Here is a 24,227-nt window from a genome sequence, read left to right as displayed (position 1 = left end):
GCGATACTTTGAGACGTCTAACCCTTGCGTTAGATGCCATGGGTGGGGACTTCGGTCCTTCCGTGACAGTGCCTGCAGCATTGCAGGCACTGGACTCTAATCCCCAGCTAAGCCTTCTTTTAGTCGGATGCCCCGACGCCATCACGCCATTACTTGCCAAAGCTGATTTCGAAAAACGTTCACGTCTGCAGATTATTCCTGCGGAATCGGTTATTGCCAGTGATGCCAGGCCGTCACATGCGATCCGCAACAGCCGCGGTTCATCCATGCGTCTGGCGCTTGAGTTGGTAAAAGAAGGGCGGGCGGAAGCCTGCGTGAGCGCCGGTAACACCGGTGCCCTGATGGGGCTGGCGAAATTATTGCTTAAGCCCCTTGAAGGGATTGAACGCCCGGCGCTGATGACGGTTTTACCCCACCAGCAAAAAGGCAAAACAGTGGTGCTGGATCTCGGCGCCAATGTAGACTGCGACAGTAATATGCTGGTGCAGTTTGCCATCATGGGCTCCGTGATGGCGGAAGAGGTGCTGGGCCTGGTTAACCCTCGCGTGGCGTTGCTGAACATCGGTGAAGAAGAGACCAAAGGCCTCGACAGTATTCGCGATGCCTCTGCATTATTAAAAACAATGCCTTCTATCAACTATATTGGTTATCTTGAAGCCAACGAACTGTTGACCGGAAAAACGGATGTACTGGTGTGTGATGGCTTTGTTGGTAATGTCACACTCAAGACAATGGAAGGGGTTGTCAGGATGTTCCTTTCGCTTCTGAAATCACAGGGCGAGGGGAAAAAAAAGGCGTGGTGGCTGATTTTATTGCAGCGTTGGTTACAAAAACGTCTGACCAGGCGATTCAGTCACCTCAACCCCGACCAGTATAATGGCGCCTGTCTGTTAGGATTGCGCGGTACTGTGATTAAGAGCCACGGTGCGGCCAATCAGCGAGCGTTTGCCGTCGCGATTGAACAGGCAGTGCAGGCGGTGGCGCGGCAGGTTCCCACCCGAATTTCTGCCCGCCTGGAATCTGTATTACCGAAGAGTGACTGAGCGTACATGTATACGAAGATTATTGGTACGGGCAGCTTTCTGCCCGAACACGTGCGGACTAACGCCGACCTGGAAAAAATGGTGGATACTTCTGACGAGTGGATTGTCACCCGTACAGGTATTCGTGAACGCCGAATCGCAGCGCCCGAAGAAACCGTGGCGACCATGGGCTATGCTGCGGCAACGCGCGCCCTGGAAATGGCCGGCGTCGATAAGTCCCAGGTTGGCCTGATTGTCGTTGCGACCACGTCGTCGACCCACGCATTTCCAAGCGCGGCCTGCCAGATACAGGCCATGCTGGGCATTAAAGGTTGCCCGGCGTTTGACGTTGCAGCCGCTTGCGCAGGCTTTACCTATGCGCTGAGTATCGCCGATCTGTACGTGAAAAACGGCGTGGTAGACTACGCGTTGGTTATCGGTTCTGACGCGCTGGCGAGAACGCTCGATCCTGAGGATCGCGGAACAATTATTCTGTTTGGTGATGGTGCGGGCGCTGTCGTTCTGGGTAAGAGCGAAGAGCCGGGCATTATTTCCACGCATTTGCATGCTGATGGTAGCTACGGCGAACTGCTGACGCTGCCAAACCAGGATCGCCTCGATCCTGCTAAATCATCGTATCTGACGATGGCCGGTAACGAGGTCTTCAAAGTGGCGGTCACTGAACTTGCACACATTGTTGATGAAACGCTGGCGGCAAACAATCTGGACCGCGCGGATCTCGACTGGTTAGTGCCGCATCAGGCAAACCTGCGCATTATCAGCGCGACGGCGAAAAAGCTGAGCATGTCGATGGACAATGTAGTGGTCACGCTCGACAGACACGGTAACACCTCTGCGGCCTCCGTGCCTGCGGCGCTGGATGAAGCGGTTCGTGACGGGCGCATCAAACGCGGCCAGCTGGTACTGCTTGAAGCATTTGGCGGCGGCTTTACCTGGGGTTCGGCACTGGTTCGTTTTTGATTATAGGGATAAGAGAATGACTCAATTCGCTTTTGTTTTCCCGGGACAGGGTTCACAGGCTGTCGGTATGCTGGCTGATTTAGCCGCCGCCTGGCCGATTGTCGAAGAAACCTTCCGTGAAGCGTCAGATGCGCTGGGCTACGATCTCTGGGCGCTGACACAGCAGGGCCCGGCGGAAGAACTGAATAAAACCTGGCAGACCCAGCCTGCACTGCTGGCAGCTTCAGTAGCGATTTATCGCGTCTGGCAGCAGCAGGGCGGTAAAATGCCTGCGATGATGGCAGGCCACAGCCTGGGTGAATACTCGGCGCTGGTTTGCGCGGGCGTAATTAACTTTGCTGATGCTGTTCGTCTGGTAGAGCTACGCGGCAAATTGATGCAGGAAGCGGTGCCGGAAGGCACAGGCGCCATGTCTGCTATCATCGGTCTGGACGACGCTTCTATCGCGAAAGCCTGTGAAGAAGCAGCTCAGGGACAGGTTGTCTCCCCTGTGAACTTCAACTCACCGGGTCAGGTAGTAATTGCAGGCAACAAAGAAGCCGTAGAGCGAGCCGGTGCGGCTTGTAAAGCCGCAGGCGCTAAACGCGCGCTGCCGTTGCCGGTAAGCGTGCCGTCCCACTGTGCGCTGATGAAGCCTGCGGCAGATAAATTAGCCGTAGCGCTGGAAAATATCACCTTCAACGCGCCGGCCGTACCGGTGGTGAATAACGTTGATGTGAAATGCGAAACGTCGCCTGAGGCTATCCGTAGCGCGCTGGTACGCCAGCTTTACAGCCCGGTGCAGTGGACGAAATCAGTAGAATTTATGGCGGCGCAGGGCGTGACCCAGTTGCTGGAAGTTGGCCCAGGTAAGGTTTTGACCGGCCTGACTAAACGTATTGTTGACACCCTGACCGCAGCGGCCATTAACGAGCCTGCTTCTCTGTCAGCGGCGCTTGAGCAATAAAAAGAGGAAGCCCATGAGTTTTGAAGGAAAAGTTGCGCTGGTAACCGGCGCCAGCCGTGGTATCGGCCGCGCCATCGCTGAGACCCTGGTGGCTCGCGGTGCAAAAGTTATCGGCACTGCCACCAGCGAAAGCGGTGCGCAGGCCATCAGTGACTATTTAGGCGCTAACGGTAAAGGTTTTATGCTGAATGTGACCGACTCGGCATCTATTGAGTCGGTGTTAGGAAATATTCGCGCAGAATTTGGCGAAGTGGATATTCTGGTAAATAATGCCGGTATCACTCGTGATAACCTGTTAATGCGCATGAAAGATGACGAGTGGAACGATATCATCGAAACCAATCTGTCATCCGTATTCCGTCTGTCAAAAGCGGTAATGCGAGCTATGATGAAAAAGCGTCATGGCCGAATTATCACTATTGGTTCCGTGGTTGGCACCATGGGAAATGCTGGTCAGGCTAACTACGCTGCGGCGAAAGCAGGCCTGATTGGTTTCAGTAAGTCGCTGGCGCGTGAAGTTGCGTCCCGCGGTATTACTGTAAACGTTGTTGCTCCGGGTTTTATTGAAACGGACATGACGCGTGCGCTCTCTGACGATCAGCGTGCGGGTATCCTGGCGCAGGTTCCAGCGGGTCGCTTAGGTGACGCAAAAGAAATCGCCAGCGCAGTAGCATTTTTAGCCTCTGACGAGGCCGGGTACATCTCTGGTGAGACCCTGCACGTCAACGGCGGAATGTATATGGTTTAACCAGGATTAAAATTATTTGCGTTATTTGGGCGAATGCCCGCAAAATAGCGTAAAATCGTGGTACGACCTGCCGGGATTTAGTTGCATCTTTTTCAACATTTTATACACTACGAAAACCATCGCGAAAGCGAGTTTTGATAGGAAATTTAAGAGTATGAGCACTATCGAAGAACGCGTTAAGAAAATCATTGGCGAACAACTGGGCGTTAAGCAGGAAGAAGTCGTTAACACCGCTTCCTTCGTTGAGGACCTGGGCGCTGATTCTCTTGACACCGTTGAGCTGGTAATGGCTCTGGAAGAAGAGTTTGATACTGAGATTCCGGACGAAGAAGCAGAGAAAATCACCACCGTTCAGGCTGCCATTGATTACATCAACGGTAACCAGGCGTAAGTGAACATCTCCAGGCGGTCACTCGACCGCCTGAGTTTTATCTGATTGTCCCACAAGTCCTATTTTTCCCTCCCTGGAGGACAAACGTGTCTAAGCGTCGTGTAGTTGTGACCGGACTGGGCATGTTGTCTCCTGTCGGCAATACCGTAGAGTCTACCTGGAAAGCTCTCCTTGCCGGTCAGAGTGGCATCAGCCTGATCGACCATTTCGATACTACCGCCTATGCAACAAAATTTGCTGGCTTAGTAAAGGATTTTAACTGTGATGACATCATCTCGCGTAAAGAACAGCGCAAGATGGATGCCTTCATTCAATATGGAATTGTCGCTGGCCATCAAGCCATGCTGGATTCTGGGCTTGAAGTAACGGAAGAGAACGCATCCCGTATTGGCGCCGCTATTGGCTCTGGTATCGGTGGGCTGGGTCTTATCGAAGAGAACCACACGTCGTTGGTTAACGGTGGACCACGTAAGATAAGCCCGTTCTTCGTACCGTCTACGATTGTGAATATGGTAGCGGGTCATCTGACCATTATGTTCGGTCTGCGTGGTCCCAGCATTTCCATTGCCACCGCCTGTACTTCTGGCGTGCATAACATCGGCCATGCGGCGCGCATCATCGCTTACGGCGATGCAGACGCGATGCTGGCAGGTGGCGCAGAAAAAGCCAGTACTCCGCTTGGTGTTGGTGGTTTTGGTGCAGCGCGTGCGCTCTCCACCCGCAACGATAACCCGCAGGCGGCAAGCCGCCCCTGGGATAAAGACCGTGACGGCTTTGTGCTGGGCGACGGTGCTGGTGTGATCATGCTCGAAGAGTATGAACACGCGAAAAAACGTGGCGCTAAAATCTACGCTGAAATCGTTGGCTTTGGTATGAGCAGCGATGCTTACCATATGACTTCTCCACCGGATAGCGGTGCAGGCGCGGCGCTGGCGATGGAAAATGCGCTGCGTGATGCCGGCGTTACGCCAGGCCAGATTGGTTATGTTAACGCGCACGGCACGTCCACGCCTGCGGGTGACAAAGCCGAAACGCAGGCGGTAAAATCCATCTTTGGTGCGGACGCCAGCCGCGTTCTGGTAAGCTCCACTAAATCTATGACCGGTCACCTGTTAGGCGCTGCGGGTGCGGTAGAATCCATCTACTCCATCCTGGCGCTGCGCGATCAGGTCGTTCCGCCAACCATCAACCTCGACAACCCGGATGAAGGCTGCGATTTGGACTTTGTTCCACATGTTGCACGTCAGGTATCCGGGATGGAATACACGCTGTGTAACTCCTTCGGTTTTGGTGGTACTAACGGTTCTCTGATCTTCAAGAAGATCTAGACCGTTTGCATAAAGGGCTCGTTTGCGGGCCCTTTATGCTTTTCAATCCCGCACTTCAGATTTCCTCCCTTGCTGCTTTCTCTCTGCGCTGGCACGCTGTTGCCATCATCCTCTGAGGAACCGTTATGTACTTAATCAATGGACAGTGGCAGACGACGCTCCCGGCAAACGATCGTGCGGTGCAGTTCGGTGACGGCTGCTTTACGACAGCGGCGGTCAGAAAGGGAAAGGTAACGTTTAGCGAGCAGCATCTGCACCGCTTACGGCTTGCCTGTGAGAAGCTCCTGCTTCCGTTCACCGAATGGTCAACGCTTGCCGGCGAGATGCAACAGCTCGCCGCAAATGAACAGCTAGCCGTACTGAAGATCATTATCAGTCGGGGCGCAGGCGGAAGGGGCTACAGCGCAGCAAATTGCAATCAACCCACCCGCATTCTCAACGTCTCACCATTCCCCATATTTTATGACGACTGGCGAGCTCAGGGCATAAGCCTTGCGCTCAGCCCGATTTGCCTTGGTGTTAATCCGCATCTTGCTGGCATCAAACATCTCAATCGCCTCGAACAGGTATTAATCCGTACGCATCTTGAACAGACGCCCGCGCAGGAGGCCCTTGTCCTTGACAGTGACGGGTGGCTTACGGAATGCTGTGCGGCTAATTTATTCTGGCGTAAGGGGAACGCGGTTTATACCCCTTCAGTCGACCGTGCGGGCGTCAACGGTACGATGCGCCAGCGCATTATGGCCTGCCTGAACGATGCTGGCTGGCAGATTCAGGAAGTGCGGGAGAGGGTAACAACCCTCGCGGATGCCGATGAGCTGATTATCTGTAACGCGCTGATGCCGGTGGTGCCGGTCAGGCAGGCGGAGTCCTGGCATTACCGTTCGCGCGAGCTTTATCATTTTTTAGCGCCACTTTGTGAGTAAACGATTACCGATGAAAAAAATGCTACGTTTCTTTGTGCTGTTGCTGGTGGTCCTGGGGATCGCTGCGGGTGTCGGCATGTGGAAAGTCCGCCAGCTGGCAAACAGCCACCTGGCAATTAAGCAGGAAACTATTTTCACTCTTAAAGCGGGAACTGGCCGGCTTGCGCTGGGCAGCCAGCTCTATGAAGAGAAGCTGATTAACCGCCCTCGCGTGTTCCAGTGGCTGCTTAAAGTCGAGCCTGAGCTTGCTAATTTTAAAGCGGGTACCTATCGCTTTAATCCGCAGATGACGGTACGCGATATGTTAAAGCTGCTGGCCAGCGGTAAAGAGGCGCAGTTCCCGATCCGGTTTGTTGAAGGAATGCGTCTGAGCGACTGGTTAACTCAGCTGCGTGAAGCGCCATACATCAAACACACCCTTAAAGATGACGGTTACGCTACCGTGGCGGAAGCGCTTAAGCTTGAGCATCCGGACTGGGTGGAGGGTTGGTTCTTTCCCGATACCTGGCTTTACACGGCGAATACCAGCGATATCGCGCTGCTTAAACGCGCCCATGAGCGCATGAAAAAAGTCGTACAGGAAACATGGGACGGAAAAGCCGAAGGGCTGCCGTATAAAACGCAAAACGATCTGGTCACCATGGCTTCTGTGGTTGAGAAAGAAACCGCCGTGGCGAATGAGCGCGACCGGGTGTCGTCGGTGTTTATCAACCGTCTGCGTATCGGGATGCGTTTACAAACGGATCCAACGGTGATTTACGGCATGGGTGATAGCTATAATGGTAAGCTGTCGCGCAAGGATCTTGAGACGCCGACGCCTTACAATACGTATGTGATAAGCGGTCTGCCGCCAGGCCCAATTGCCATACCGAGCGCGGCATCGTTGCAGGCTGCGGCGCATCCGGCGAAAACACCGTATCTCTATTTTGTTGCCGACGGTAAAGGCGGGCATACCTTTAATACCAACCTCGCCAGCCATAATCAGGCGGTGCAGGTGTATATCAAAGCACTGAAGGACAAGAATGGTCAGTAAATTTATCGTCATTGAGGGGCTCGAAGGGGCAGGGAAAACCAACGCGCATAACGTGGTGGTTGCCACTTTGCGGGAACTGGGCATCACCGATCTGGTTTTCACGCGCGAGCCGGGCGGCACGCCGCTGGCGGAAAGGCTGCGCGAACTCACGCTCAATAACAAAGGCATCGGTGATGAAATAGTGACCGATAAAGCCGAGGTGCTGATGTTTTATGCTGCACGTGTTCAGCTTGTTGAAACGGTTATCAAGCCAGCCCTCGCCCGCGGGGCCTGGGTGATTGGCGACCGTCATGATCTTTCAACCCAGGCTTATCAGGGCGGCGGGCGCGGTATCGATCGGGACCTGCTGATGGCGCTGAGAAACACCGTGCTGGGGGAGTTCTATCCCGATTTGACGATTTATCTGGATGTCACGCCGGAAGTAGGTCTGACCCGCGCCCGCGCTCGCGGCGAGCTGGACCGCATCGAACAGGAATCTATCGATTTCTTCAACCGCACCCGTGCGCGCTACCTGGAGCTGGCGGCAGCGGACAGCCGAATCAAAACCATCGATGCAACTCGTTCGCTGGATGAAGTCTCGGCAGCCGTGCGCAACGCGGTTATCGAATGGGCGAAGGGTCTTATCTGATGAAATGGTATCCATGGCTGCGCGGGCCGTTTGAGCAAATTCTCAGCCAGTATCAGTCAGGTCGCGGACACCATGCTTTACTGCTTCATGCGCTGCCCGGCATGGGTGACGACGCCCTGATTTATGCCCTGAGCCGCTGGCTGATGTGTCAGCAGCCGCAGGGCAGTAAAAGCTGCGGACAGTGCCGCGGCTGCCAGCTCATGCAGGCCGGGAACCATCCTGACAGCTATGTTATCGCCCCGGAAAAAGGCAAAACCAGCTTAGGCATCGACAGCATCCGTGAAATTACCGAAAAGTTATACGGCCACGCCCGGCAGGGCGGCGCGAAGGTAGTCTGGCTTACCGAGGCGGGGTTGCTGACCGAAGCGGCTGCCAACGCGCTGCTCAAAACGCTTGAAGAGCCGCCTGCGAACACCTGGTTTTTTCTCGGCTGCCGTGAACCCGCTCGTCTGCCCGCTACGCTACGTAGCCGCTGCCTCTACTGGTATCTATCTCCTCCGGATGAAAGCTTCGCGCAGGCCTGGCTTGCTCGCGAAAGTTCGCTGGATAGCGCGCAACTGCGTGCGGCGCTACGTCTGAGTTCTGGTGCACCGGCTGCGGCTGCGGAACTTCTCCAGCCAGAAAACTGGAAACATCGTCAGATGTTATGCGAAAAGCTGGCCCAGGCCGGTGCTACAAAAGATCTGCTCGCCTTGTTGCCGGTGCTTAACCATGAAAATGCCGTGCAGCGTATCCACTGGCTTAGCTCGTTGCTGCTTGATGCGCTGAAATGGCAGCAGGGCGCGGGACAGTGGCTCGCGAATGACGATATGCAGCCGCTGGTGGCAAATCTTGCCGCCAGCGCCGGGCCTGCCATTTTGCAGGCGATTTTGCAAAGCTGGTTCACCTGCCGCGAGTCTTTGTTGACGGTGGTGGGGGTGAACCGGGAATTACTGATTACTGAACAATTGCTGACCTGGGAGCGGCTTATGCAACCGGGTGCTATCCTTCCTTCTCCACATCTTTAAGAGTGTCTGTATGTTTCTGGTTGACTCACATTGCCATCTTGATGGCCTGGATTATCAGTCCCTGCACGAAAATGTCGACGACGTGCTGGCAAAAGCGGCCGCGAGAGACGTGAAGTTTTTCCTCGCCGTTGCCACCACGCTTGACGGCTATCGCGGGATGCGTGAACTGGTTGGCGAGCGTGAAAATGTCGCCTTCTCCTGCGGCGTGCATCCGCTTCATCAGGAAGAGGAATACGACGTCGAGGCGCTCCGCCGTCTGGCCGCTGAGCCTGGAGTCGTCGCAATGGGCGAAACCGGGCTGGACTATTTTTACACGCCGGAAACGAAACCGCGCCAGCAGGCGTCTTTCCGCAACCATATCCGCATTGGGCGTGAACTCAACAAACCGGTGATCGTACATACGCGCGATGCACGTGAGGATACGCTGGCGATTCTGCGTGATGAGAAAGTGACGGAATGTGGCGGGGTACTGCACTGTTTTACAGAAGATCGGCAAACGGCCGAAAAGCTGCTGGATATGGGCTTTTATATCTCCTTTTCCGGGATCGTAACGTTCCGCAATGCGGAGCAGCTGCGTGATGCCGCGCGCTACGTCCCTCTGGACAGGATGCTGGTTGAAACAGACTCACCTTATCTGGCGCCCGTTCCGCATCGGGGCAAGGAAAATCAACCGGCAATGACGCGCGATGTAGCAGAATACATGGCGGTATTGAAAGGGGTTTCGGTAGAAGAATTAGCCGTAGCGACCACGAAAAACTTTGCTGATTTGTTCCATATCCCGCCTTCACGCCTGCAATCTATCGTCTGATAAGCCGTTATTTTATTGCTCGTAATTAATAAAGGAAGCTAGTAAAGTGCTCCGCCATAAAAAGGGCGGAGCACGCCTTTTTTGCAACAATCAGACATGAGTTATGTAAATTTTTGAAAGTTTTCAGGCCATCTGTCCTTGAAACGTGATAGCCGTCAAACAAACTTCCTCCTATTTATTTTACTCTGCGTAATAAATACAGGGCACTTAGATGCCTGATTATGGATCGCTTCTCCCCGCGGTCCGATGCGCATAACGCGTAAAAAAGCACAAATACTCAGGAGCACTTTCTATTATGTTTAAGAACGCATTTGCTAACCTGCAAAAGGTGGGTAAATCGCTGATGCTGCCAGTATCCGTACTGCCTATCGCAGGTATTCTGCTGGGCGTCGGTTCTGCAAACTTCAGCTGGCTGCCAACGGTGGTTTCTCATGTTATGGCGGAAGCGGGCGGTTCAGTCTTCGCCAACATGCCGCTGATCTTCGCCATCGGTGTTGCGCTGGGCTTCACCAATAACGATGGCGTTTCCGCGCTGGCCGCTGTGGTTGCTTACGGCATTATGGTGAAAACCATGGCTGTGGTTGCACCGCTGGTTCTGCATCTGCCTGCAGAAGAGATCGCAGCCAAGCACCTTGCCGATACGGGTGTGCTGGGCGGTATCATCTCCGGTGCTATTGCAGCCTACATGTTTAACCGTTTCTACCGTATTAAGTTGCCTGAGTATCTGGGCTTCTTCGCGGGTAAACGTTTCGTGCCGATCATCTCTGGTCTGGCTGCGATCTTCATGGGCGTTGTGCTGTCCTTCATCTGGCCGCCAATCGGTACGGCTATTCAGACCTTCTCCCAGTGGGCTGCTTACCAGAACCCGGTTGTGGCATTCGGTATCTACGGCTTCGTAGAACGCTGCCTGGTGCCGTTTGGTCTGCACCATATCTGGAACGTTCCATTCCAGATGCAGATCGGTGAATACACCAACGCTGCAGGTCAGGTGTTCCACGGCGATATCCCTCGTTACATGGCAGGCGACCCAACCGCGGGCAAACTCTCCGGCGGCTTCCTGTTCAAAATGTACGGCCTGCCTGCTGCTGCTATCGCAATCTGGCACTCGGCGAAACCTGAGAACCGTGCAAAAGTTGGCGGCATCATGATCTCCGCTGCGCTGACGTCGTTCCTGACCGGTATCACCGAGCCAATCGAATTCTCCTTCATGTTCGTGGCCCCAATCCTGTACATCATCCACGCGGTGCTGGCAGGCCTGGCGTTCCCGATCTGTATCCTGCTGGGTATGCGTGACGGTACTTCCTTCTCTCACGGTCTGATCGACTTCATCGTGCTGAGCGGTAACAGCAGCAAACTGTGGCTGTTCCCGGTTATCGGTCTGTGCTACGCGGCGATTTACTACACCCTGTTCCGCGTGCTGATCAAAGCGCTGGATCTGAAAACTCCGGGTCGTGAAGACGCAACCGCTGAGTCCACCACGACTTCCACAAGCGAAATGGCACCGGCTCTGGTTGGCGCTTTCGGCGGTAAAGAAAACATCACTAACCTGGACGCATGTATTACCCGTCTGCGTGTTAGCGTGGCCGACGTTTCTAAAGTCGACCAGGCGGGCCTGAAGAAATTGGGTGCGGCAGGTGTTGTAGTAGCTGGTTCAGGCGTTCAGGCAATCTTCGGGACTAAATCCGATAACCTGAAAACTGAAATGGATGAATGGATCCGTAACAGCTAAGTTGTGATTTGGGGAGACTAAGGGAGGCCAATGGCCTCCCTTTTTTATCGCCGTTATGCTTCAGGTTGCAGGGACGTTGGCTGCACTCTTATTCGGCCCGTCCATGGACCTCACTCCTGCGGGGCCGCTGCCAGGCAGCGTTCAAAGCTGCTAACGCAGATTTGTCACTTCTTTGCCGCCCGGCTGCAACATGAATAATTTAGGCTAAATCAGATTACGGTAATCAGAATGAATAATTCGCGGTCACCGAGAAGTTACGAGGCGCGCCGTAAACGATGCCGCGGCTGTCCACGTTGGTGTCGTAAGATTTGTCGAACAGATTATCCACGTTAGCCTGCACGGAGAACTCTTTCGTCACGTGATAGCGGGCGAAAAGATCAACCAGCGCGAAGCTGCCCTGCTCAGAACGCCAGGTGCCTGACGGTACAGCAACATCCGACCAGACTTTGTTTTGCCAGTTCACGCCGCCGCCAACGGTGAGATCCGGCAGCATCGGCAGGCGATAGCTGGTAAACATCTTCACGCTGGTGCGCGGCAGATAGGGATTAACGGCTGCACCCTCGCTGTCTTCAGCGACGTAGCGAGTCGCGCCTACGGTCATCTGCCAGTTATCGGTTAGCGCGCCGTTGACTTCAAACTCAACGCCTTTGCTTACCGTGCCATCAGCCTCTCTGTAAGCTGCTTCGCCGCTGGTGCCGGGTATTACTTCGCCTGTTGCCTGCGCCAGGTTGTCCTGCTCAATTCGGAAGATGGCCATGGAAGCGGTCAGACGACCGTTCATCCAGTCTCCTTTCAGACCTGCCTCATAGTTATTGCCGGTAATAGGCGAGAGATATTTCTTTTCCGTATCGCGCTCGGTTTGCGGTTTGAAAACGGAGGTATAGCTGGCGTAGGTTGACCAGGTATCGTTGATATCAAAAATAATCCCCGCATATGGCGAAGTGTTATTTTTCTCCAGTTGCTGGTTCAGCGTATCCAGATTGTACTTCGTATAGCGCGCACCGAGGATAACGTGCAGCGGATCGGCAAGCGAGATACGCGTCGCCATATAGGCCGACTTCTGATGAATGGTATCTTTCTGCGCAAGGCTGAGCGGCGACCAGTCAGTTTCAGGGAAATTACCGTCATAGTTGTTGTAATTACCCAGTTCCGTGTCGCCAATGTTCGCCCAGGAGCTGTAGTAAGTATTGTTCTGACGGCTGTAGCTGGTGCCGACCATTAGCTCGTGCTGGCGGCCAAGGAGGTCATAAGAACCGCTGGCATAGGTATCCAGGGCATCAACTTTGCGCTTGCCGGTGTTGTAACCCGTACCGCCAACGAAGGGATAAGAAGGGCCGTACGGGCTGACAAGCAGGCCGCTGGATTTATCAACCTGGCCATCCAGGTAAAGCTGCTTGCTGTCGAGAGTCATCTCGGTATGCGTGCCGTTCACCGTTAGCTGCCAGTCGTTTCCAAGCTGCTGTTTAAGCGTCACAAAGGTACGTTGGGACTCTTTGTCGTTATACGCCCAGCCCGGCGCGGTGCTATAGCTGCGGTCAGGGCTGGTTTTGCTGCCGTCCGTATACCAGCGTGGAATACCGCCCCAGGTTGGGCTGTTAATGTTGGTTTGCTGATAGTCGTAGCCCACGGAGAAAGCGGTGGCGTCCGTCAGGTCAACGTCCACCACGCCGTAGAAGAATTTTTTCTTCTGGTTGTAGCGGTCAAGCCAGCTATCGTTGTCCTGATAGCCCGCCACCATACGACCGCGGATTTTGCCGGAGTCAATGAGCGGCGTTGACAGATCGGCGACGTAACGCTGCTTATTCCAGCTGCCGTATTCTGCGGAAACGTTGGTGGTGAACTCTTTGCTGTCCGCATGCTTTCGCACCATGTTGATCGCGGCGGAAGGATTGCCGGAACCTGTGGTTAAGCCGTTTGCGCCGCGTACCACTTCAATGCGCTCGTACAGAGCGGTATCTGAAAGCGCGTCGCCCAGGTTCCAGCGGGATTCAAACAGCGTCGGGATGCCATCGACCATATAGTTATCGATAGCAAAGCCGCGTGCGTAGTAGGTGGCCCGGTCAGAATCGGCAAAGCTTTCGCTGATGCCCACGGTGTTTCTCAGCACGTCGCCCAGCGTATCCAGCTTCTGATCTTTCATCCGCTGTTCGCTGATGATGCTGACGGACTGTGGAATATCGCGCGGAACCAGCGTCATTTTTGTACCGGCCGCGGTGGCTTTAACGCTGTAATCCTGCTCTTGAGCAGGATTTACGTCAGCGCTGGCGGCGCCTTCGACAATAAGCGTGTCTTCGCCATCGTTCGTTGCTGCGAAACTTGCGGCTGGTGTCAGAGCAAAAGCGATACAGGCAGCCAGTAAAGAAGGCGCGGTGGCGATTGACCGCTTATCATCCATGGCATGAATGGATAAAAACATCATAAGCCCTTAATTAAGTATTGAAAGTTATATCCCGACGTCAAACAATCCGGTGCCGGGTCGTTCTTGTTATTTTCTGTGTGCTAATTGCGCATGAAAATGCAAATGAGAAATATACGCATTATGATTGACTGTGTAAATATATGTATATCAGGGAATGAAACAAGATTTTAGCGGTCGTGCTGAACGGAACGGTTAGTAGAGCAGCAGCCAAGGGGTTTTAGCGTAAAGAAATAAAGGGTTGAGGTTGAAAGTGCGGGAGTAACTCGCTCATACTCTCTATGCCAGCCGCGCATCAGGGAATCGTTCGTCTGTGTGCAACGCCTGCAACTTACGCCACAAACTAATGAAAAAAGGTAAACGTCATGGCCGAAGAAACTATTTTCAGTAAAATCATTCGCCGCGAAATTCCGGCCGATATCGTTTACCAGGACGAACTGGTTACCGCCTTTCGTGATATTGCTCCCCAGGCACCTACCCACATCCTTATTATTCCCAACGTGCTGATCCCAACGGTAAACCACGTCACCGCTGAACATGAGCAGACGTTAGGACGCATGCTGACAGCCTCTGCGAAGATTGCCGAGCAGGAAGGAATTGCAGAAGACGGCTATCGTTTAATCATGAACTGTAACCGCCACGGCGGGCAGGAAGTTTACCATATCCATATGCATCTGCTGGGCGGTCGCGCGCTCGGGCCGATGCTGGCCCACAAAGGTTAATGTGATGAAACGGAACCCTCTCTTATTGCTGCTGGCGGTTGCGCTATTGGCTGGCTGTGGTTCCCGTCCTGCCATTCCGGTGAATGAACAACAGGCGCTGGTGATGGAGTCATCGGTGCTGGCCGCAGGGATCAGCGCTGAAAAACCTGATATTTCATCGGTTGATGGCGCCACCGTTTCCGAAGCGAAGTTGTATAATGAGCGAAGCGTGCCGGTCACTATTAACTGTCGTTTCTACTGGTACGATGCAAAAGGGCTGGAAATCCATCCGCTCGAAAGACCACGCTCGGTTACGATACCGGCCAAATCCACATTAACGGTATCGTCAACGGCCAGTTATCCAGATGCACGTAAGGTGCGTCTTTATCTCTCTTTATAAGGGGTGAATTTTGATTAGGGGAATCCATCGATATCTGGCGGTCGCCGTAGCGGCGATGATTTTGTCCGGCTGTATTAACCGTGGCGGTGAACAACCGGCTCCGGTCGAAGAAGTCAAACCGGGCACCGCTCAGCCAGCACAGCCTGAGCCAACGGTGCCGTCAGTACCAACCGTACCGACACAGCCCGGTCCAATTACCCAGCCGGAGCCAACCATTCCTGCAACGCCAAAAGTGCGCACCTATGACTGGAGCAGCGCGATGCAGCCTATGGTCGGCAAAATGCTGCAGGCAGATGGCGTAACGCCGGGTGGCGTACTGCTGGTAGATAGCGTCAACAACCGCACTAACGGAACGCTTGATACCAGTAAGGCAACGGAAGCCCTGCGTGGCGCGCTTGCTAACAATAGCAAATTTACGCTGGTATCCGCCCAGCAGCTTTCAATGGCTAAACAGCAGCTGGGCTTGTCTCCGCAGGACAGCCTGGGTTCGCGCAGTAAAGCTATCGGTATCGCGCGTAACGTAGGCGCGCAGTATGTGCTTTACAGCAACGCCAGCGGCAATGTCCATTCGCCAACCGTTAAAATGCAGCTGATGCTGGTGCAAACCGGCGAGATTATCTGGTCGGGTAGCGGTGCCGTACAGCAAACGCCATAACGCTTCACTACAGAAAGTGATTACGCACTATCTTCCGGCGGCTCAGGCCGCCGGTTGCTTTTCTGCCCTTGAAGGATTGAGCGGCGGCAGTGTGCATTGCAACATCGGCGAACGGCAATATATTGCCCGGCACCCGGTGCTATCGCCCATGCCTGGCGTCTCGTTAAAACGCCAGTATCGCGCCCTGAAGCGCCTGCCCGCAGGTATTGGCCCAAAGCCGGTTTGCCTTGCGGATGGCTGGCTGATCGTTGAGTGGCTTGCGGGAGAGGTGAAATCAGAACCGGCTCCTGCGCGCGCGCTCAGTTCTCTGTTATATCAGTTACATCGTCAGCATTGCTTTGGCTGGCGCATCTGTTTGTTACCGCTGCTTGAATATTACTGGCAAAATGCGTCACCGGCGCGACGAACGCCTTACTGGCTACGGCGGTTAAAAAGTATGAAGCACAGCGGCGAACCAAAGCCCCTGCGGCTTGCGCCTGTGCATATGGATGTTCACGCCGGTAATCTTGTTTACCAGCAAAATACAATCAGACTTATCGACTGGGAATATGCCGGGGACGGAGACATCGCGCTGGAGCTGGCGGCGGCCATTGCTGCAAATAATATTAATGGCGAAGCGCTGCTGCGCGCCTACGCAAGTTTAAGCAATATTGACCCGGAAACGCTGCATCGTCAGGTCGCCCGCTGGCGGCCATGGGTTATGATGCTGATGGCTTCGTGGTACGAATGCCGCTGGCGGCAAACGCAGGACAGAACATTTTTAACGCTGGCAGACGAGGCCTGGAGCCTGCTGCGGGCGACGAACCAATAAAGAGAGGTAGATGTGGGCCCGGTAATGTTGGATGTGGCAGGCTTTGAGCTGGATGCCGAAGAGCGTGAAATTCTACAGCACCCGCTGGTGGGCGGACTGATACTCTTTACCCGCAACTATCACGATCCCGAACAGCTACGCGAGCTGGTTCGCCAGATCCGTGCAGCATCGCGCAACCGTCTCGTGGTCGCCGTAGATCAGGAAGGCGGACGTGTGCAACGCTTCCGTGAAGGATTTACCCGCCTCCCGGCAGCGCAGTCCTTTGCCACTATTTATGGCCTCGAGAAAGGCGGCGAGCTGGCGCAGGACGCAGGCTGGTTGATGGCCAGCGAAACGATCGCCATGGATATCGATATCAGCTTTGCGCCGGTGCTGGATATCGGCCATATCAGCGCGGCGATTGGCGAACGTTCTTATCATGAAGATCCCACCAAAGCGCTGGCAATGGCGACCCGCTTTATCGACGGCATGCACGCCGCAGGAATGAAAACGACCGGTAAACATTTCCCGGGACACGGTGCGGTCACGGCGGACTCCCATAAAGAAACTCCGCGTGACGATCGTGCAGAAGCCGTTATTCGCCAGCACGATATGCAAATTTTCCGTACGCTGATTTCCGATAACAAACTTGACGCCATCATGCCGGCACATGTGATCTACACTGACGTTGACTCTCGCCCGGCGAGCGGTTCCGCGCACTGGCTAAAGACCGTGTTGCGCGGTGAGCTGGGCTTTGAAGGCGTGATCTTCTCTGACGATTTATCTATGGAAGGCGCGGCAATTATGGGCAGTTATGCCGAGCGAGGCCAGGCGTCGCTGGATGCGGGTTGCGATATGATCCTGGTCTGCAATAATCGTAAAGGTGCCGTGAGCGTGCTGGATAATCTGTCGCCGGTCAAAGCAGACCGTATAACAGGTTTGTATCATAAAGGTTCATTTACCCGTCAGGAACTGATCTCTTCTGCGCGCTGGAAGCAGGCTAACCAGCAGCTTGAAGCGCTGCATGAGCAGTGGCAGGCCCACAAGGCGGGTCTTTAATCCTCAGGCCTGAAGAAGGCCTGTTTTTGCGGTGAGGATGCAATGATTATCTATTTACACGGTTTTGACTCCAACAGTCCCGGTAACCATGAAAAAGTGCTGCAGCTTCAGTTTATCGACCCGGACGTGCGGCTTATCAGCTACAGCACGCGGCATCCGAAGCATGACATGCAACACCTGCTCAAAGAGGTGGACAAAATGCTGCAGCTAAGCGATGACGAGCGTCCGTTGATTTGCGGCGTGGGCCTGGGCGGATACTGGGCTGAACGTATCGGTTTTTTGTGTGATATCCGTCAGGTCGCCTTTAATCCAAACCTGTTCCCGCAGGAAAATATGGAAGGGAAAATCGACCGTCCGGAAGAGTATTCGGATATCTCCACCAAATGCGTGCAGAATTTCCGTGAGAAAAACCGCGATCGCTGCCTGGTCATCCTGTCGCGTCACGACGAGGCGCTGAACAGCCAACGTTCGGCTGAGGCGCTGCACCATTACTATGAAACCATCTGGGACGATGAGCAGACCCACAAATTTAAAAATATTTCCCCGCATCTTCAACGTATTAAGGCCTTTAAAACGCTGGGATAACATCCTGGTAATCGGCTTAAAAATTTACGGGTCAGCGCTTGCTGGCCCGTTTTGTTTATCTTTCCAGCGTTAAAAATTGATGTATATCAATTTTGGTATGACCAATGCACCCTTCATGCTATTCTTTAATCGTATTGATGCGATATCGTGCGCAACCTGTTGTTAATTAAAGGCTATTTTTATAACCATTAGTTAACAATTGGTTAATATTTTAAGGGGGACACTTTGTCTACGCCATTAAGAAAGATCGTCGTTGTAGGTGGGGGTGCCGGTGGACTTGAACTGGCTACGCAGTTAGGCAAAAAACTCGGCCGCGGTAAGAAAGCTAAAATTACCCTGGTCGATCGCAACCATAGCCATCTCTGGAAACCTCTGCTGCACGAAGTAGCAACCGGTTCCCTGGATGAAGGCGTGGACGCGCTGAGCTACCTGGCGCATGCGCGTAATCACCATTTCCAGTTCCAGCTTGGTTCGGTGATGGATATCAACCGTGAAGCCAAAACCCTGACGCTGGCAGCACTGCGTGATGAGAAAGGCGAGCTGCTGGTACCGGAACGTAAAATCCCGTACGACACTCTGGTAATGGCGCTGGGCAGCACCTCTAATGACTTCAACACGCCGGGCGTAAAAGAAAACTGTATTTTCCTCGACAACCCGCATCAGGCGCGTCGTTTCCATTCTGAAATGCTGAATCTGTTCCTGAAGTATTCTTCGGATATGGGCGTTGGCGGAAAAGTTAATATTGCCATTGTTGGCGGCGGTGCAACCGGCGTTGAGCTGTCCGCGGAGCTGCATAACGCGGTGAAACAGCTGCACAGCTATGGCTACAAGGGACTGACCAACGAAGCGTTAAACGTCACGCTGGTAGAAGCGGGTGAGCGCATCCTGCCCGCGCTGCCGCCGCGTATTTCCGCCGCGGCTCATAACGAACTGACCAAACTCGGCGTACGCGTATTAACCCAGACAATGGTCACCTCCGCTGACGCGGGTGGTCTGAACACCAAAGATGGCGAGTATATCGCGGCAGATCTGATGGTCTGGGCTGCGGGTATCAAAGCGCCAGACTTTATGAAGGATATCGGCGGGCTTGAAACCAACCGTATCAACCAGCTGGTAACGGAACCAACCCTGCAAACCACTCGCGATCCAGATATTTACGCGATTGGGGACTGCGCTTCCTGCGCTCGCCCGGAAGGCGGCTTCGTGCCTCCGCGCGCGCAGGCTGCGCATCAGATGGCCTCGCTCGCGCTGGCAAACATCCTTGCGCAGATAAAAGACAAGCCGCTGAAGCCGTACGTTTATAAGGATCACGGCTCGCTGGTTTCCCTGTCCAGATTCTCTACCGTCGGCAGCCTGATGGGTAACCTGATGCGCGGCTCAATGATGGTAGAAGGGCGTATGGCTCGCTTTGTCTATATCTCTTTGTACCGCATGCACCAGGTCGCGCTGCACGGCTATTTCAAAACCGGCCTGATGATGCTGGTCGGCAGTATCAACCGCGTAATACGACCGCGCCTGAAGCTGCACTGATTTACCCGCGTCTGCGGAACCCGGCATGCCGGGTTCCTGCGTCCGTCACTTCGGATTTACAGCGCGGGCAAGCGCGTCAAGAAAAGCGCGATGATGCGTGGCTTTTTGCTGTTCGGCTGAGGGAACGATAGGGCTCAGGAGAGGAATAGCACGACCGTCGCAAATATTTTGTTTTTAACCTGAGCGATTCCCGGAAGTATCGACCGGTACTGGTTAAAGTCCGGGATGCTCCCTTTATCAGGGCAGCAGCCGCATCAGGCAGGGCGTGAGCCGGATAAAATCCTCTCTTCGTAAATCCTCATTTAACGCTGCTAATAATTAACCGGCCCGCTTAGATATGAAAAGGAAAACGCTGGCGGCTCGCCTTCCTGTATTGCAACGGCGTCTGGCTCATCATCTTTTTAAAACAGGTAATAAAATACGTTACTTCGCTGAATCCTACCGCCAGGGCAATTTCATCGATGCTTTTTGCCGTAGTGCGCAACAGATCGCAACTGCGTTTTATCCTCCTCGTAAGCAAATATTCGTGAATGCTGCCGCCGGTCTGCTGCTGGAACACTCTCGAGGTATAGCTGCGCGAAAGCCCCATCGCAGCGGCCAGCTCGTTTAACGAAAACTTCCTGAAGTAGTTTGCTTCGACCCAACCCATAATGCGCGAGGCGGCCGTCTGTGGTTTTGGCATAAGAGGCTGCGGTTGAGCGGGCAGAAAAGCCATAATCTGCATTACCAGAAACGCGACTTCGCAGGCGGACGACCGGCTGCCAACGGCAAGCGTATCGAACTGGGCGAGAATCGTCTCCATAAATTCCGCCCGCTCGCTTAAATCATAAATCTGCGCGGGAACGTTGCTCGCCGCCAGCGCGGCAAACTGAGCCTGCTGGCGCGGAAAGTCCTTCAGCGCGCCTTCCACTACGGATTGTTCGATATGCATAGTGGTGCGGTGGTAATGATTTTTCTCGCTGTCTTCAGCGTGCACTTTGTGCAGGCGAAACGGCGGAAAGATGAACAGGCGGCCGGGACGGGCGGTGTAATGCTGATTATCCACCACCACGATGCCGTATCCTTTTGAGATATAAAGCAGCTCAACACACTGGTGCCAGTGATAGTAAGCCGCGCTCGATGACCACAGGCGGTGGAAGGAAATAACCCGGCTGTCGAGGGTGATTCGCTCAAGCAATTGGGATTCGCTCATTTTTCCTCAGGGCAATAGATTTAAATTTTTACGCCACGGTTTGCAATTTATTACCGTCGCGCAACAAAAACTCCAGCAAAAATGAAATGGCGGTTTAATTTTGTGACCCTGCTCACTCGGCGCAGAATTTAAAAGCGACTACTCTTTCTCCCGACGTCAACAACATCTCTGTAGAAGAGCCAAATAACAATAACTTAACTGATTCTCGTTATTGACGGGAGGACACCTTGCAACCTGAAAACATCACGCTGACCAGCCCTCTGCAATCCCGAAATGATATCCGACAGCTGGTTAATGAATTACTCAATGCCGTAACGCCATTTTTTAAAAAAGATACCAGCCGTGTGGACCTCGCTAATTTTACGGCGCATTACGGACAGCGGGTGGCGAATATGGAAACGTTTTCGCGGCTGCTGTGGGGCGTCACGCCTTTACTCGCCGGGGGAAGTGAACCGGAACAGTTTTCCTTCTATCTCCAGGCCATAAAAAACGGCACCAATCCGCAGCATGCGGATTACTGGGGAGAAGTTGCCCCGTACGATCAGCGCATTGTGGAAATGACCGCCTATGGCCTGCTGCTGGCGCTGGCTCACGAGACGGTGCTGGCGCATTTCAACGAGCAGGAAAAAACCAATCTCTGGCGCTGGCTAAAACAGAGCGAAGACCAGGCTATCCCGGACAACAACTGGCACTTCTTCCCGATTCTGGTGCAGGTTGGCTTCGGACTGGCAGGAATGGAGACTAATCCGCAGGCGCTGGAAAAGCATTTTGCCGCCATGGAACATTATTATCTTGGCGCAGGCTGGTATTCCGACGGGCCGGGTCGCCCGCGTGATTACTACATCTCCATGGGCTTTCACTTCTACGGATTGATTTACGCGAAGCTGATGGCGGAAATTGATCCGCAGCGCAGCGCTGAGTTACGGCGCCGTGCAACGCTGTTCGCCGCCGACTTTATCCACTTCTTCGCCCGGAACGGTGCTGCCATTCCGTTTGGCCGTAGCCTGACCTACCGCTTTGCCCAGGCCGCATTCTGGAGCGCCGCGGCTTTTGCAGGCTTAGAAATTTATTCGCCGGGCGTTATCAAGGGCATTGTGCTGCGGCATTTACGCTGGTGGATGCAGCAGCAGCCGTTCGACAGGGATGGCGTATTAAGCGTGGGGTACAGCTATCCGAACCTGATTATGGCCGAGGATTACAACGCGCCGGGTTCTCCTTACTGGGGATTGAAAACCATGCTGGTGCTGGCCCTGGGCGAGGACGACGCCTTCTGGCAGGCGCAGGAGTTACCGCTGCCGGAGCTTGCTGCCCAGCACAGTATTCCGCAGGCCGATCAGATTCTGGTCCATCAAAACGATCATTTATGGATGCTCACCTCCGGCCAGCTTGAGCTGAATAACTTCGTTAACACCGAAGCCAAATACTGCAAGTTTGCCTATTCATCCCGCTACGGATTTACCGTCGAGCGTGGCCGTTACGGGCTGGCGCATGCCGCGGCGGATTCAATGCTGCTGCTGTCCGAAAAGGATAACTACTGGCGCGGGCGGCGTGACTGCACCTCCGTCAGCACGGCGGACGGCATGATTTACAGCCGCTGGCAGCCCTGGCATGACGTGACTATCGCTACCTGGCTGCTGCCGCTTGGCGACTGGCAGGTGCGTGTGCATCACATCAGTTCAGCGCGAAATCTTGATACGGCGGAGGGCGGCTTTAGCGTACCGAACCGTCCGCAGCCGTTGGCTGCAGCCGGGCAGGCCTGCTGCCAGCTCACCACTTCAACGGATATCAGCGCCATTTTCTGCCTTAGCCCCGTTCCCCGTCACGGCGAACGGATCTTAACGCCGCCAAACAGCAACCTTTTGTTTGCCGAACGTGCAGCCGTTCCGCTGCTGTGCGGAGAGCTGACGGCAGGGAAAAGTTTGCTGATAAGCGCGGTCTGGGCGGGGAACCCGGCAGATTTCAACGCACGGCTTTGCCCGCAGGCCATCATCCGCGATGACGTTGTACGCCTCGTGACGGCTCACCATCAAAAATGTCTGACCCTGACAGACTTGCCGGAGATATCCGTATGACGACCTCAACGCCCGTGCGCAGCGCGCAGATAAAAATGAGCAGTTTCATTTTCCTCTACTTCTTTACCTGGTCATCAAGCTTTGGGCTTTACGCCCTGTGGCTTAGCCAGAAGGTGGGCCTGGACAGCATTACTATCGGCAGCGTTTTTGCCATCAACGGCGTGTTCGCCGTTATCTTAAAACCGGTTTATGGCTACATCATGGACAAGACAGGCATGAGCAAGTGGCTGCTCTATTTTGTCTGCATCGTATCGGCGCTGATGGCCCCCTTTTTCGTCACCGTCTATCAACCGCTGCTGCTAAGCCACACCACGGCAGGAATAATCATCGGGGCGCTTTATCTCAGCCTTGGCTGGTACGCAGGCGTTGCCGCGTCCGAATCCTACGCCGACCGTTTCAGCCGCCTGTACGGGCTGGAGTTTGGCCGCATTCGCATGTGGGGATCGCTTGGCTGGGCGATGGCCGCTTCGGTTTCCGGTTTGCTGTTTAATTTCACGCCGCTGGCTAACTTCCTCGTCAGCAGCACAACTTCCGTGCTGATGCTGCTGGTACTTATCAGCCTGAAAATTGGCGAGGAGCAGCTGCGCAATAACAACGTTATTTCAGCGAACAAAATCGTCTTTGCCGACGTGCTGACACTGCTGAAAAACCGCAAGTTCTGGATGTTCAGCCTGTATGTCGCGGGCGTGGCGTGGATGATGTTCGTCGCCGAGCAGCAGTTCCCGCGTTACTTCGTTTCGTTTTTTGCTACCAAAGAGCAGGGCAACGCCTGGTACGGCTACCTGAGCACCGTGCAGTCCGGCACCGAGTTCGTGATGATGATGTTTATCCCGCTGCTGGTTAACCACTACGGCGCAAAACGCGGGCTGCTGCTGTGCGGATGCGTGGTGGGCGCACGTCTGATTGCGTCAGGGCTGACGACCGATCCGGTGATCATCTCCCTCATTAAGCCGCTATACGGCATCGAAATAGCGCTGCTGCTGATTTCGGTCTTCAAATACATCGCCGAACATTTCCACAAGAAAATCAACGCCACCATGTATCTGCTTGGCTATCAGGCAATGATTTATGTCGGCTCCATTGTGGTGGCCCCTCCGGCAGGCTACCTGTACGACAAAATCGGTTTCGAGCACACCTATCTGATAATGGGCTGTTGTGCGCTGGTTTTTACCCTTATTTCCGCCTTCACGCTTTCGCGCTGCCAGTCGAAACGCGACGAGTCGCGATCCTTTTCCCCGGCCCTGGACGCCGTTCCGGTTGAACCAGCCAAACACTAATTC

Annotated in this window: 23 protein-coding genes; 21 read left to right on the top strand and 2 right to left on the bottom strand. The window is 54.2% G+C overall.

What is annotated here, in order from left to right; genetic code table 11:
* Nucleotides 1-8 precede the first annotated feature (8 nt).
* The 12 genes from plsX (at nt 9) to ptsG (ending at nt 11,547) form a co-directional block, all read left to right on the top strand.
* Nucleotides 9-1,043, top strand: coding sequence for a phosphate acyltransferase PlsX (gene plsX / locus E2L00_RS05295; RefSeq protein ID WP_167608042.1), 1,035 nt, complete (start codon nt 9-11; stop codon nt 1,041-1,043).
* Between the two features lie 6 nt (nt 1,044-1,049).
* Nucleotides 1,050-2,003: a beta-ketoacyl-ACP synthase III gene (locus E2L00_RS05290; RefSeq protein ID WP_167608039.1), complete on the top strand. Its 954-nt coding sequence runs from the start codon at nt 1,050-1,052 to the stop codon at nt 2,001-2,003.
* A gap of 16 nt (nt 2,004-2,019) precedes the next feature.
* Nucleotides 2,020-2,949: an ACP S-malonyltransferase gene (fabD, locus tag E2L00_RS05285; protein WP_167608037.1), complete on the top strand. Its 930-nt coding sequence runs from the start codon at nt 2,020-2,022 to the stop codon at nt 2,947-2,949.
* 13 nt (nt 2,950-2,962) lie between these two features.
* A complete protein-coding gene (gene fabG, locus E2L00_RS05280; RefSeq protein WP_167608034.1) occupies nt 2,963-3,697 on the top strand; it encodes a 3-oxoacyl-ACP reductase FabG in 735 nt (244 codons plus the stop codon).
* Between the two features lie 154 nt (nt 3,698-3,851).
* Nucleotides 3,852-4,088 (top strand): acyl carrier protein, encoded by a 237-nt coding sequence (acpP, locus tag E2L00_RS05275; RefSeq protein WP_167608032.1) that lies wholly within the window; start codon nt 3,852-3,854, stop codon nt 4,086-4,088.
* A gap of 86 nt (nt 4,089-4,174) precedes the next feature.
* Nucleotides 4,175-5,416 carry a beta-ketoacyl-ACP synthase II gene (gene fabF, locus E2L00_RS05270; RefSeq protein WP_167608029.1) on the top strand — a complete coding sequence of 414 codons (1,242 nt, stop codon included), beginning with the start codon at nt 4,175-4,177 and terminating at the stop codon, nt 5,414-5,416.
* Nucleotides 5,417-5,541: 125 nt separating this feature from the next.
* On the top strand, nt 5,542-6,342 hold the full coding sequence (gene pabC / locus E2L00_RS05265; RefSeq protein WP_167608026.1) for an aminodeoxychorismate lyase: 801 nt from the start codon (nt 5,542-5,544) through the stop codon (nt 6,340-6,342).
* A gap of 10 nt (nt 6,343-6,352) precedes the next feature.
* Nucleotides 6,353-7,375: a cell division protein YceG gene (gene yceG / locus E2L00_RS05260; RefSeq protein WP_167608023.1), complete on the top strand. Its 1,023-nt coding sequence runs from the start codon at nt 6,353-6,355 to the stop codon at nt 7,373-7,375.
* Nucleotides 7,365-8,003, top strand: a complete 639-nt coding sequence (tmk, locus tag E2L00_RS05255) for a dTMP kinase (RefSeq protein WP_167608021.1) — start codon at nt 7,365-7,367, stop codon at nt 8,001-8,003. The genes yceG and tmk overlap by 11 nt, the downstream gene beginning before the upstream one ends.
* Nucleotides 8,003-9,010, top strand: a complete 1,008-nt coding sequence (gene holB / locus E2L00_RS05250; protein ID WP_167608018.1) for a DNA polymerase III subunit delta' — start codon at nt 8,003-8,005, stop codon at nt 9,008-9,010. Before tmk ends, holB begins: the two co-directional genes overlap by 1 nt.
* A gap of 10 nt (nt 9,011-9,020) precedes the next feature.
* Entirely contained in the window at nt 9,021-9,818 is a 798-nt protein-coding gene (locus E2L00_RS05245) for a metal-dependent hydrolase (protein ID WP_167608016.1), read from the top strand.
* Between the two features lie 295 nt (nt 9,819-10,113).
* Nucleotides 10,114-11,547 carry a PTS glucose transporter subunit IIBC gene (ptsG, locus tag E2L00_RS05240; RefSeq protein WP_167608013.1) on the top strand — a complete coding sequence of 478 codons (1,434 nt, stop codon included), beginning with the start codon at nt 10,114-10,116 and terminating at the stop codon, nt 11,545-11,547.
* 223 nt (nt 11,548-11,770) lie between these two features.
* Here ptsG and fhuE read toward each other — a convergent pair whose 3' ends face one another.
* A complete protein-coding gene (gene fhuE, locus E2L00_RS05235) occupies nt 11,771-13,963 on the bottom strand; it encodes a ferric-rhodotorulic acid/ferric-coprogen receptor FhuE (RefSeq protein ID WP_167609607.1) in 2,193 nt (730 codons plus the stop codon).
* Between the two features lie 365 nt (nt 13,964-14,328).
* On the opposite strand from fhuE, the gene hinT reads away from it, so the two are divergent.
* The 7 genes from hinT to E2L00_RS05200 all read left to right on the top strand — a co-directional run bounded on the left by hinT (nt 14,329) and on the right by E2L00_RS05200 (nt 19,683).
* Nucleotides 14,329-14,685, top strand: a complete 357-nt coding sequence (hinT, locus tag E2L00_RS05230) for a purine nucleoside phosphoramidase (protein WP_167608010.1) — start codon at nt 14,329-14,331, stop codon at nt 14,683-14,685.
* A gap of 4 nt (nt 14,686-14,689) precedes the next feature.
* A complete protein-coding gene (locus E2L00_RS05225) occupies nt 14,690-15,064 on the top strand; it encodes a YcfL family putative periplasmic lipoprotein (RefSeq protein ID WP_167608007.1) in 375 nt (124 codons plus the stop codon).
* Nucleotides 15,065-15,119: 55 nt separating this feature from the next.
* Entirely contained in the window at nt 15,120-15,719 is a 600-nt protein-coding gene (lpoB, locus tag E2L00_RS05220) for a penicillin-binding protein activator LpoB (RefSeq protein WP_420808838.1), read from the top strand.
* On the top strand, nt 15,697-16,530 hold the full coding sequence (gene thiK, locus E2L00_RS05215) for a thiamine kinase (protein ID WP_167608002.1): 834 nt from the start codon (nt 15,697-15,699) through the stop codon (nt 16,528-16,530). The genes lpoB and thiK overlap by 23 nt, the downstream gene beginning before the upstream one ends.
* Nucleotides 16,531-16,542: 12 nt before the next feature.
* Complete coding sequence (nagZ, locus tag E2L00_RS05210) at nt 16,543-17,568, top strand: beta-N-acetylhexosaminidase (protein ID WP_167608001.1); 1,026 nt, start codon at nt 16,543-16,545, stop codon at nt 17,566-17,568.
* Between the two features lie 42 nt (nt 17,569-17,610).
* On the top strand, nt 17,611-18,153 hold the full coding sequence (ycfP, locus tag E2L00_RS05205; protein WP_167607998.1) for an alpha/beta hydrolase YcfP: 543 nt from the start codon (nt 17,611-17,613) through the stop codon (nt 18,151-18,153).
* Nucleotides 18,154-18,378: 225 nt separating this feature from the next.
* Nucleotides 18,379-19,683 carry an NAD(P)/FAD-dependent oxidoreductase gene (locus E2L00_RS05200; RefSeq protein WP_167607996.1) on the top strand — a complete coding sequence of 435 codons (1,305 nt, stop codon included), beginning with the start codon at nt 18,379-18,381 and terminating at the stop codon, nt 19,681-19,683.
* Nucleotides 19,684-20,014: 331 nt separating this feature from the next.
* Here E2L00_RS05200 and E2L00_RS05195 read toward each other — a convergent pair whose 3' ends face one another.
* Nucleotides 20,015-20,875 (bottom strand): AraC family transcriptional regulator, encoded by an 861-nt coding sequence (locus E2L00_RS05195; protein WP_167607993.1) that lies wholly within the window; start codon nt 20,873-20,875, stop codon nt 20,015-20,017.
* Between the two features lie 227 nt (nt 20,876-21,102).
* Here E2L00_RS05195 and E2L00_RS05190 point away from each other — a divergent pair, with 227 nt between their 5' ends.
* Together E2L00_RS05190 and E2L00_RS05185 are read left to right on the top strand one after the other, a co-directional pair.
* Complete coding sequence (locus E2L00_RS05190; protein WP_167607990.1) at nt 21,103-22,947, top strand: DUF2264 domain-containing protein; 1,845 nt, start codon at nt 21,103-21,105, stop codon at nt 22,945-22,947.
* The gene (locus E2L00_RS05185; RefSeq protein WP_167607987.1) at nt 22,944-24,224 is read left to right on the top strand and encodes an oligosaccharide MFS transporter; all 1,281 of its coding nucleotides are present in this window, start codon (nt 22,944-22,946) and stop codon (nt 24,222-24,224) included. Before E2L00_RS05190 ends, E2L00_RS05185 begins: the two co-directional genes overlap by 4 nt.
* The last annotated feature ends 3 nt before the right edge of the window (nt 24,225-24,227 follow it).

Origin of the sequence: Cedecea colo, assembly GCF_011808225.1 — a bacterium.
GTDB lineage: Bacteria > Pseudomonadota > Gammaproteobacteria > Enterobacterales > Enterobacteriaceae > Dryocola > Dryocola colo.
Note: the sequence above shows the minus strand (reverse complement) of the source record. Positions and strands in the feature narration are given on the sequence as shown.

Bases quoted from the DNA above. Each gene is read 5' to 3' on its own strand.
- E2L00_RS05290 (WP_167608039.1), top strand. From the start codon at position 1,050: ATGTATACGAAGATTATTGGTACGGGCAGCTTTCTGCCCGAACACGTG.
- fabD (WP_167608037.1), top strand. From the start codon at position 2,020: ATGACTCAATTCGCTTTTGTTTTCCCGGGACAGGGTTCACAGGCTGTC.
- fabG (WP_167608034.1), top strand. From the start codon at position 2,963: ATGAGTTTTGAAGGAAAAGTTGCGCTGGTAACCGGCGCCAGCCGTGGT.
- acpP (WP_167608032.1), top strand. From the start codon at position 3,852: ATGAGCACTATCGAAGAACGCGTTAAGAAAATCATTGGCGAACAACTG.
- pabC (WP_167608026.1), top strand. From the start codon at position 5,542: ATGTACTTAATCAATGGACAGTGGCAGACGACGCTCCCGGCAAACGAT.
- yceG (WP_167608023.1), top strand. From the start codon at position 6,353: ATGAAAAAAATGCTACGTTTCTTTGTGCTGTTGCTGGTGGTCCTGGGG.
- tmk (WP_167608021.1), top strand. From the start codon at position 7,365: ATGGTCAGTAAATTTATCGTCATTGAGGGGCTCGAAGGGGCAGGGAAA.
- holB (WP_167608018.1), top strand. From the start codon at position 8,003: ATGAAATGGTATCCATGGCTGCGCGGGCCGTTTGAGCAAATTCTCAGC.
- E2L00_RS05245 (WP_167608016.1), top strand. From the start codon at position 9,021: ATGTTTCTGGTTGACTCACATTGCCATCTTGATGGCCTGGATTATCAG.
- ptsG (WP_167608013.1), top strand. From the start codon at position 10,114: ATGTTTAAGAACGCATTTGCTAACCTGCAAAAGGTGGGTAAATCGCTG.
- fhuE (WP_167609607.1), bottom strand. From the start codon at position 13,963: ATGTTTTTATCCATTCATGCCATGGATGATAAGCGGTCAATCGCCACC.
- hinT (WP_167608010.1), top strand. From the start codon at position 14,329: ATGGCCGAAGAAACTATTTTCAGTAAAATCATTCGCCGCGAAATTCCG.
- E2L00_RS05225 (WP_167608007.1), top strand. From the start codon at position 14,690: ATGAAACGGAACCCTCTCTTATTGCTGCTGGCGGTTGCGCTATTGGCT.
- lpoB (WP_420808838.1), top strand. From the start codon at position 15,120: ATGATTTTGTCCGGCTGTATTAACCGTGGCGGTGAACAACCGGCTCCG.
- ycfP (WP_167607998.1), top strand. From the start codon at position 17,611: ATGATTATCTATTTACACGGTTTTGACTCCAACAGTCCCGGTAACCAT.
- E2L00_RS05195 (WP_167607993.1), bottom strand. From the start codon at position 20,875: ATGAGCGAATCCCAATTGCTTGAGCGAATCACCCTCGACAGCCGGGTT.
- E2L00_RS05185 (WP_167607987.1), top strand. From the start codon at position 22,944: ATGACGACCTCAACGCCCGTGCGCAGCGCGCAGATAAAAATGAGCAGT.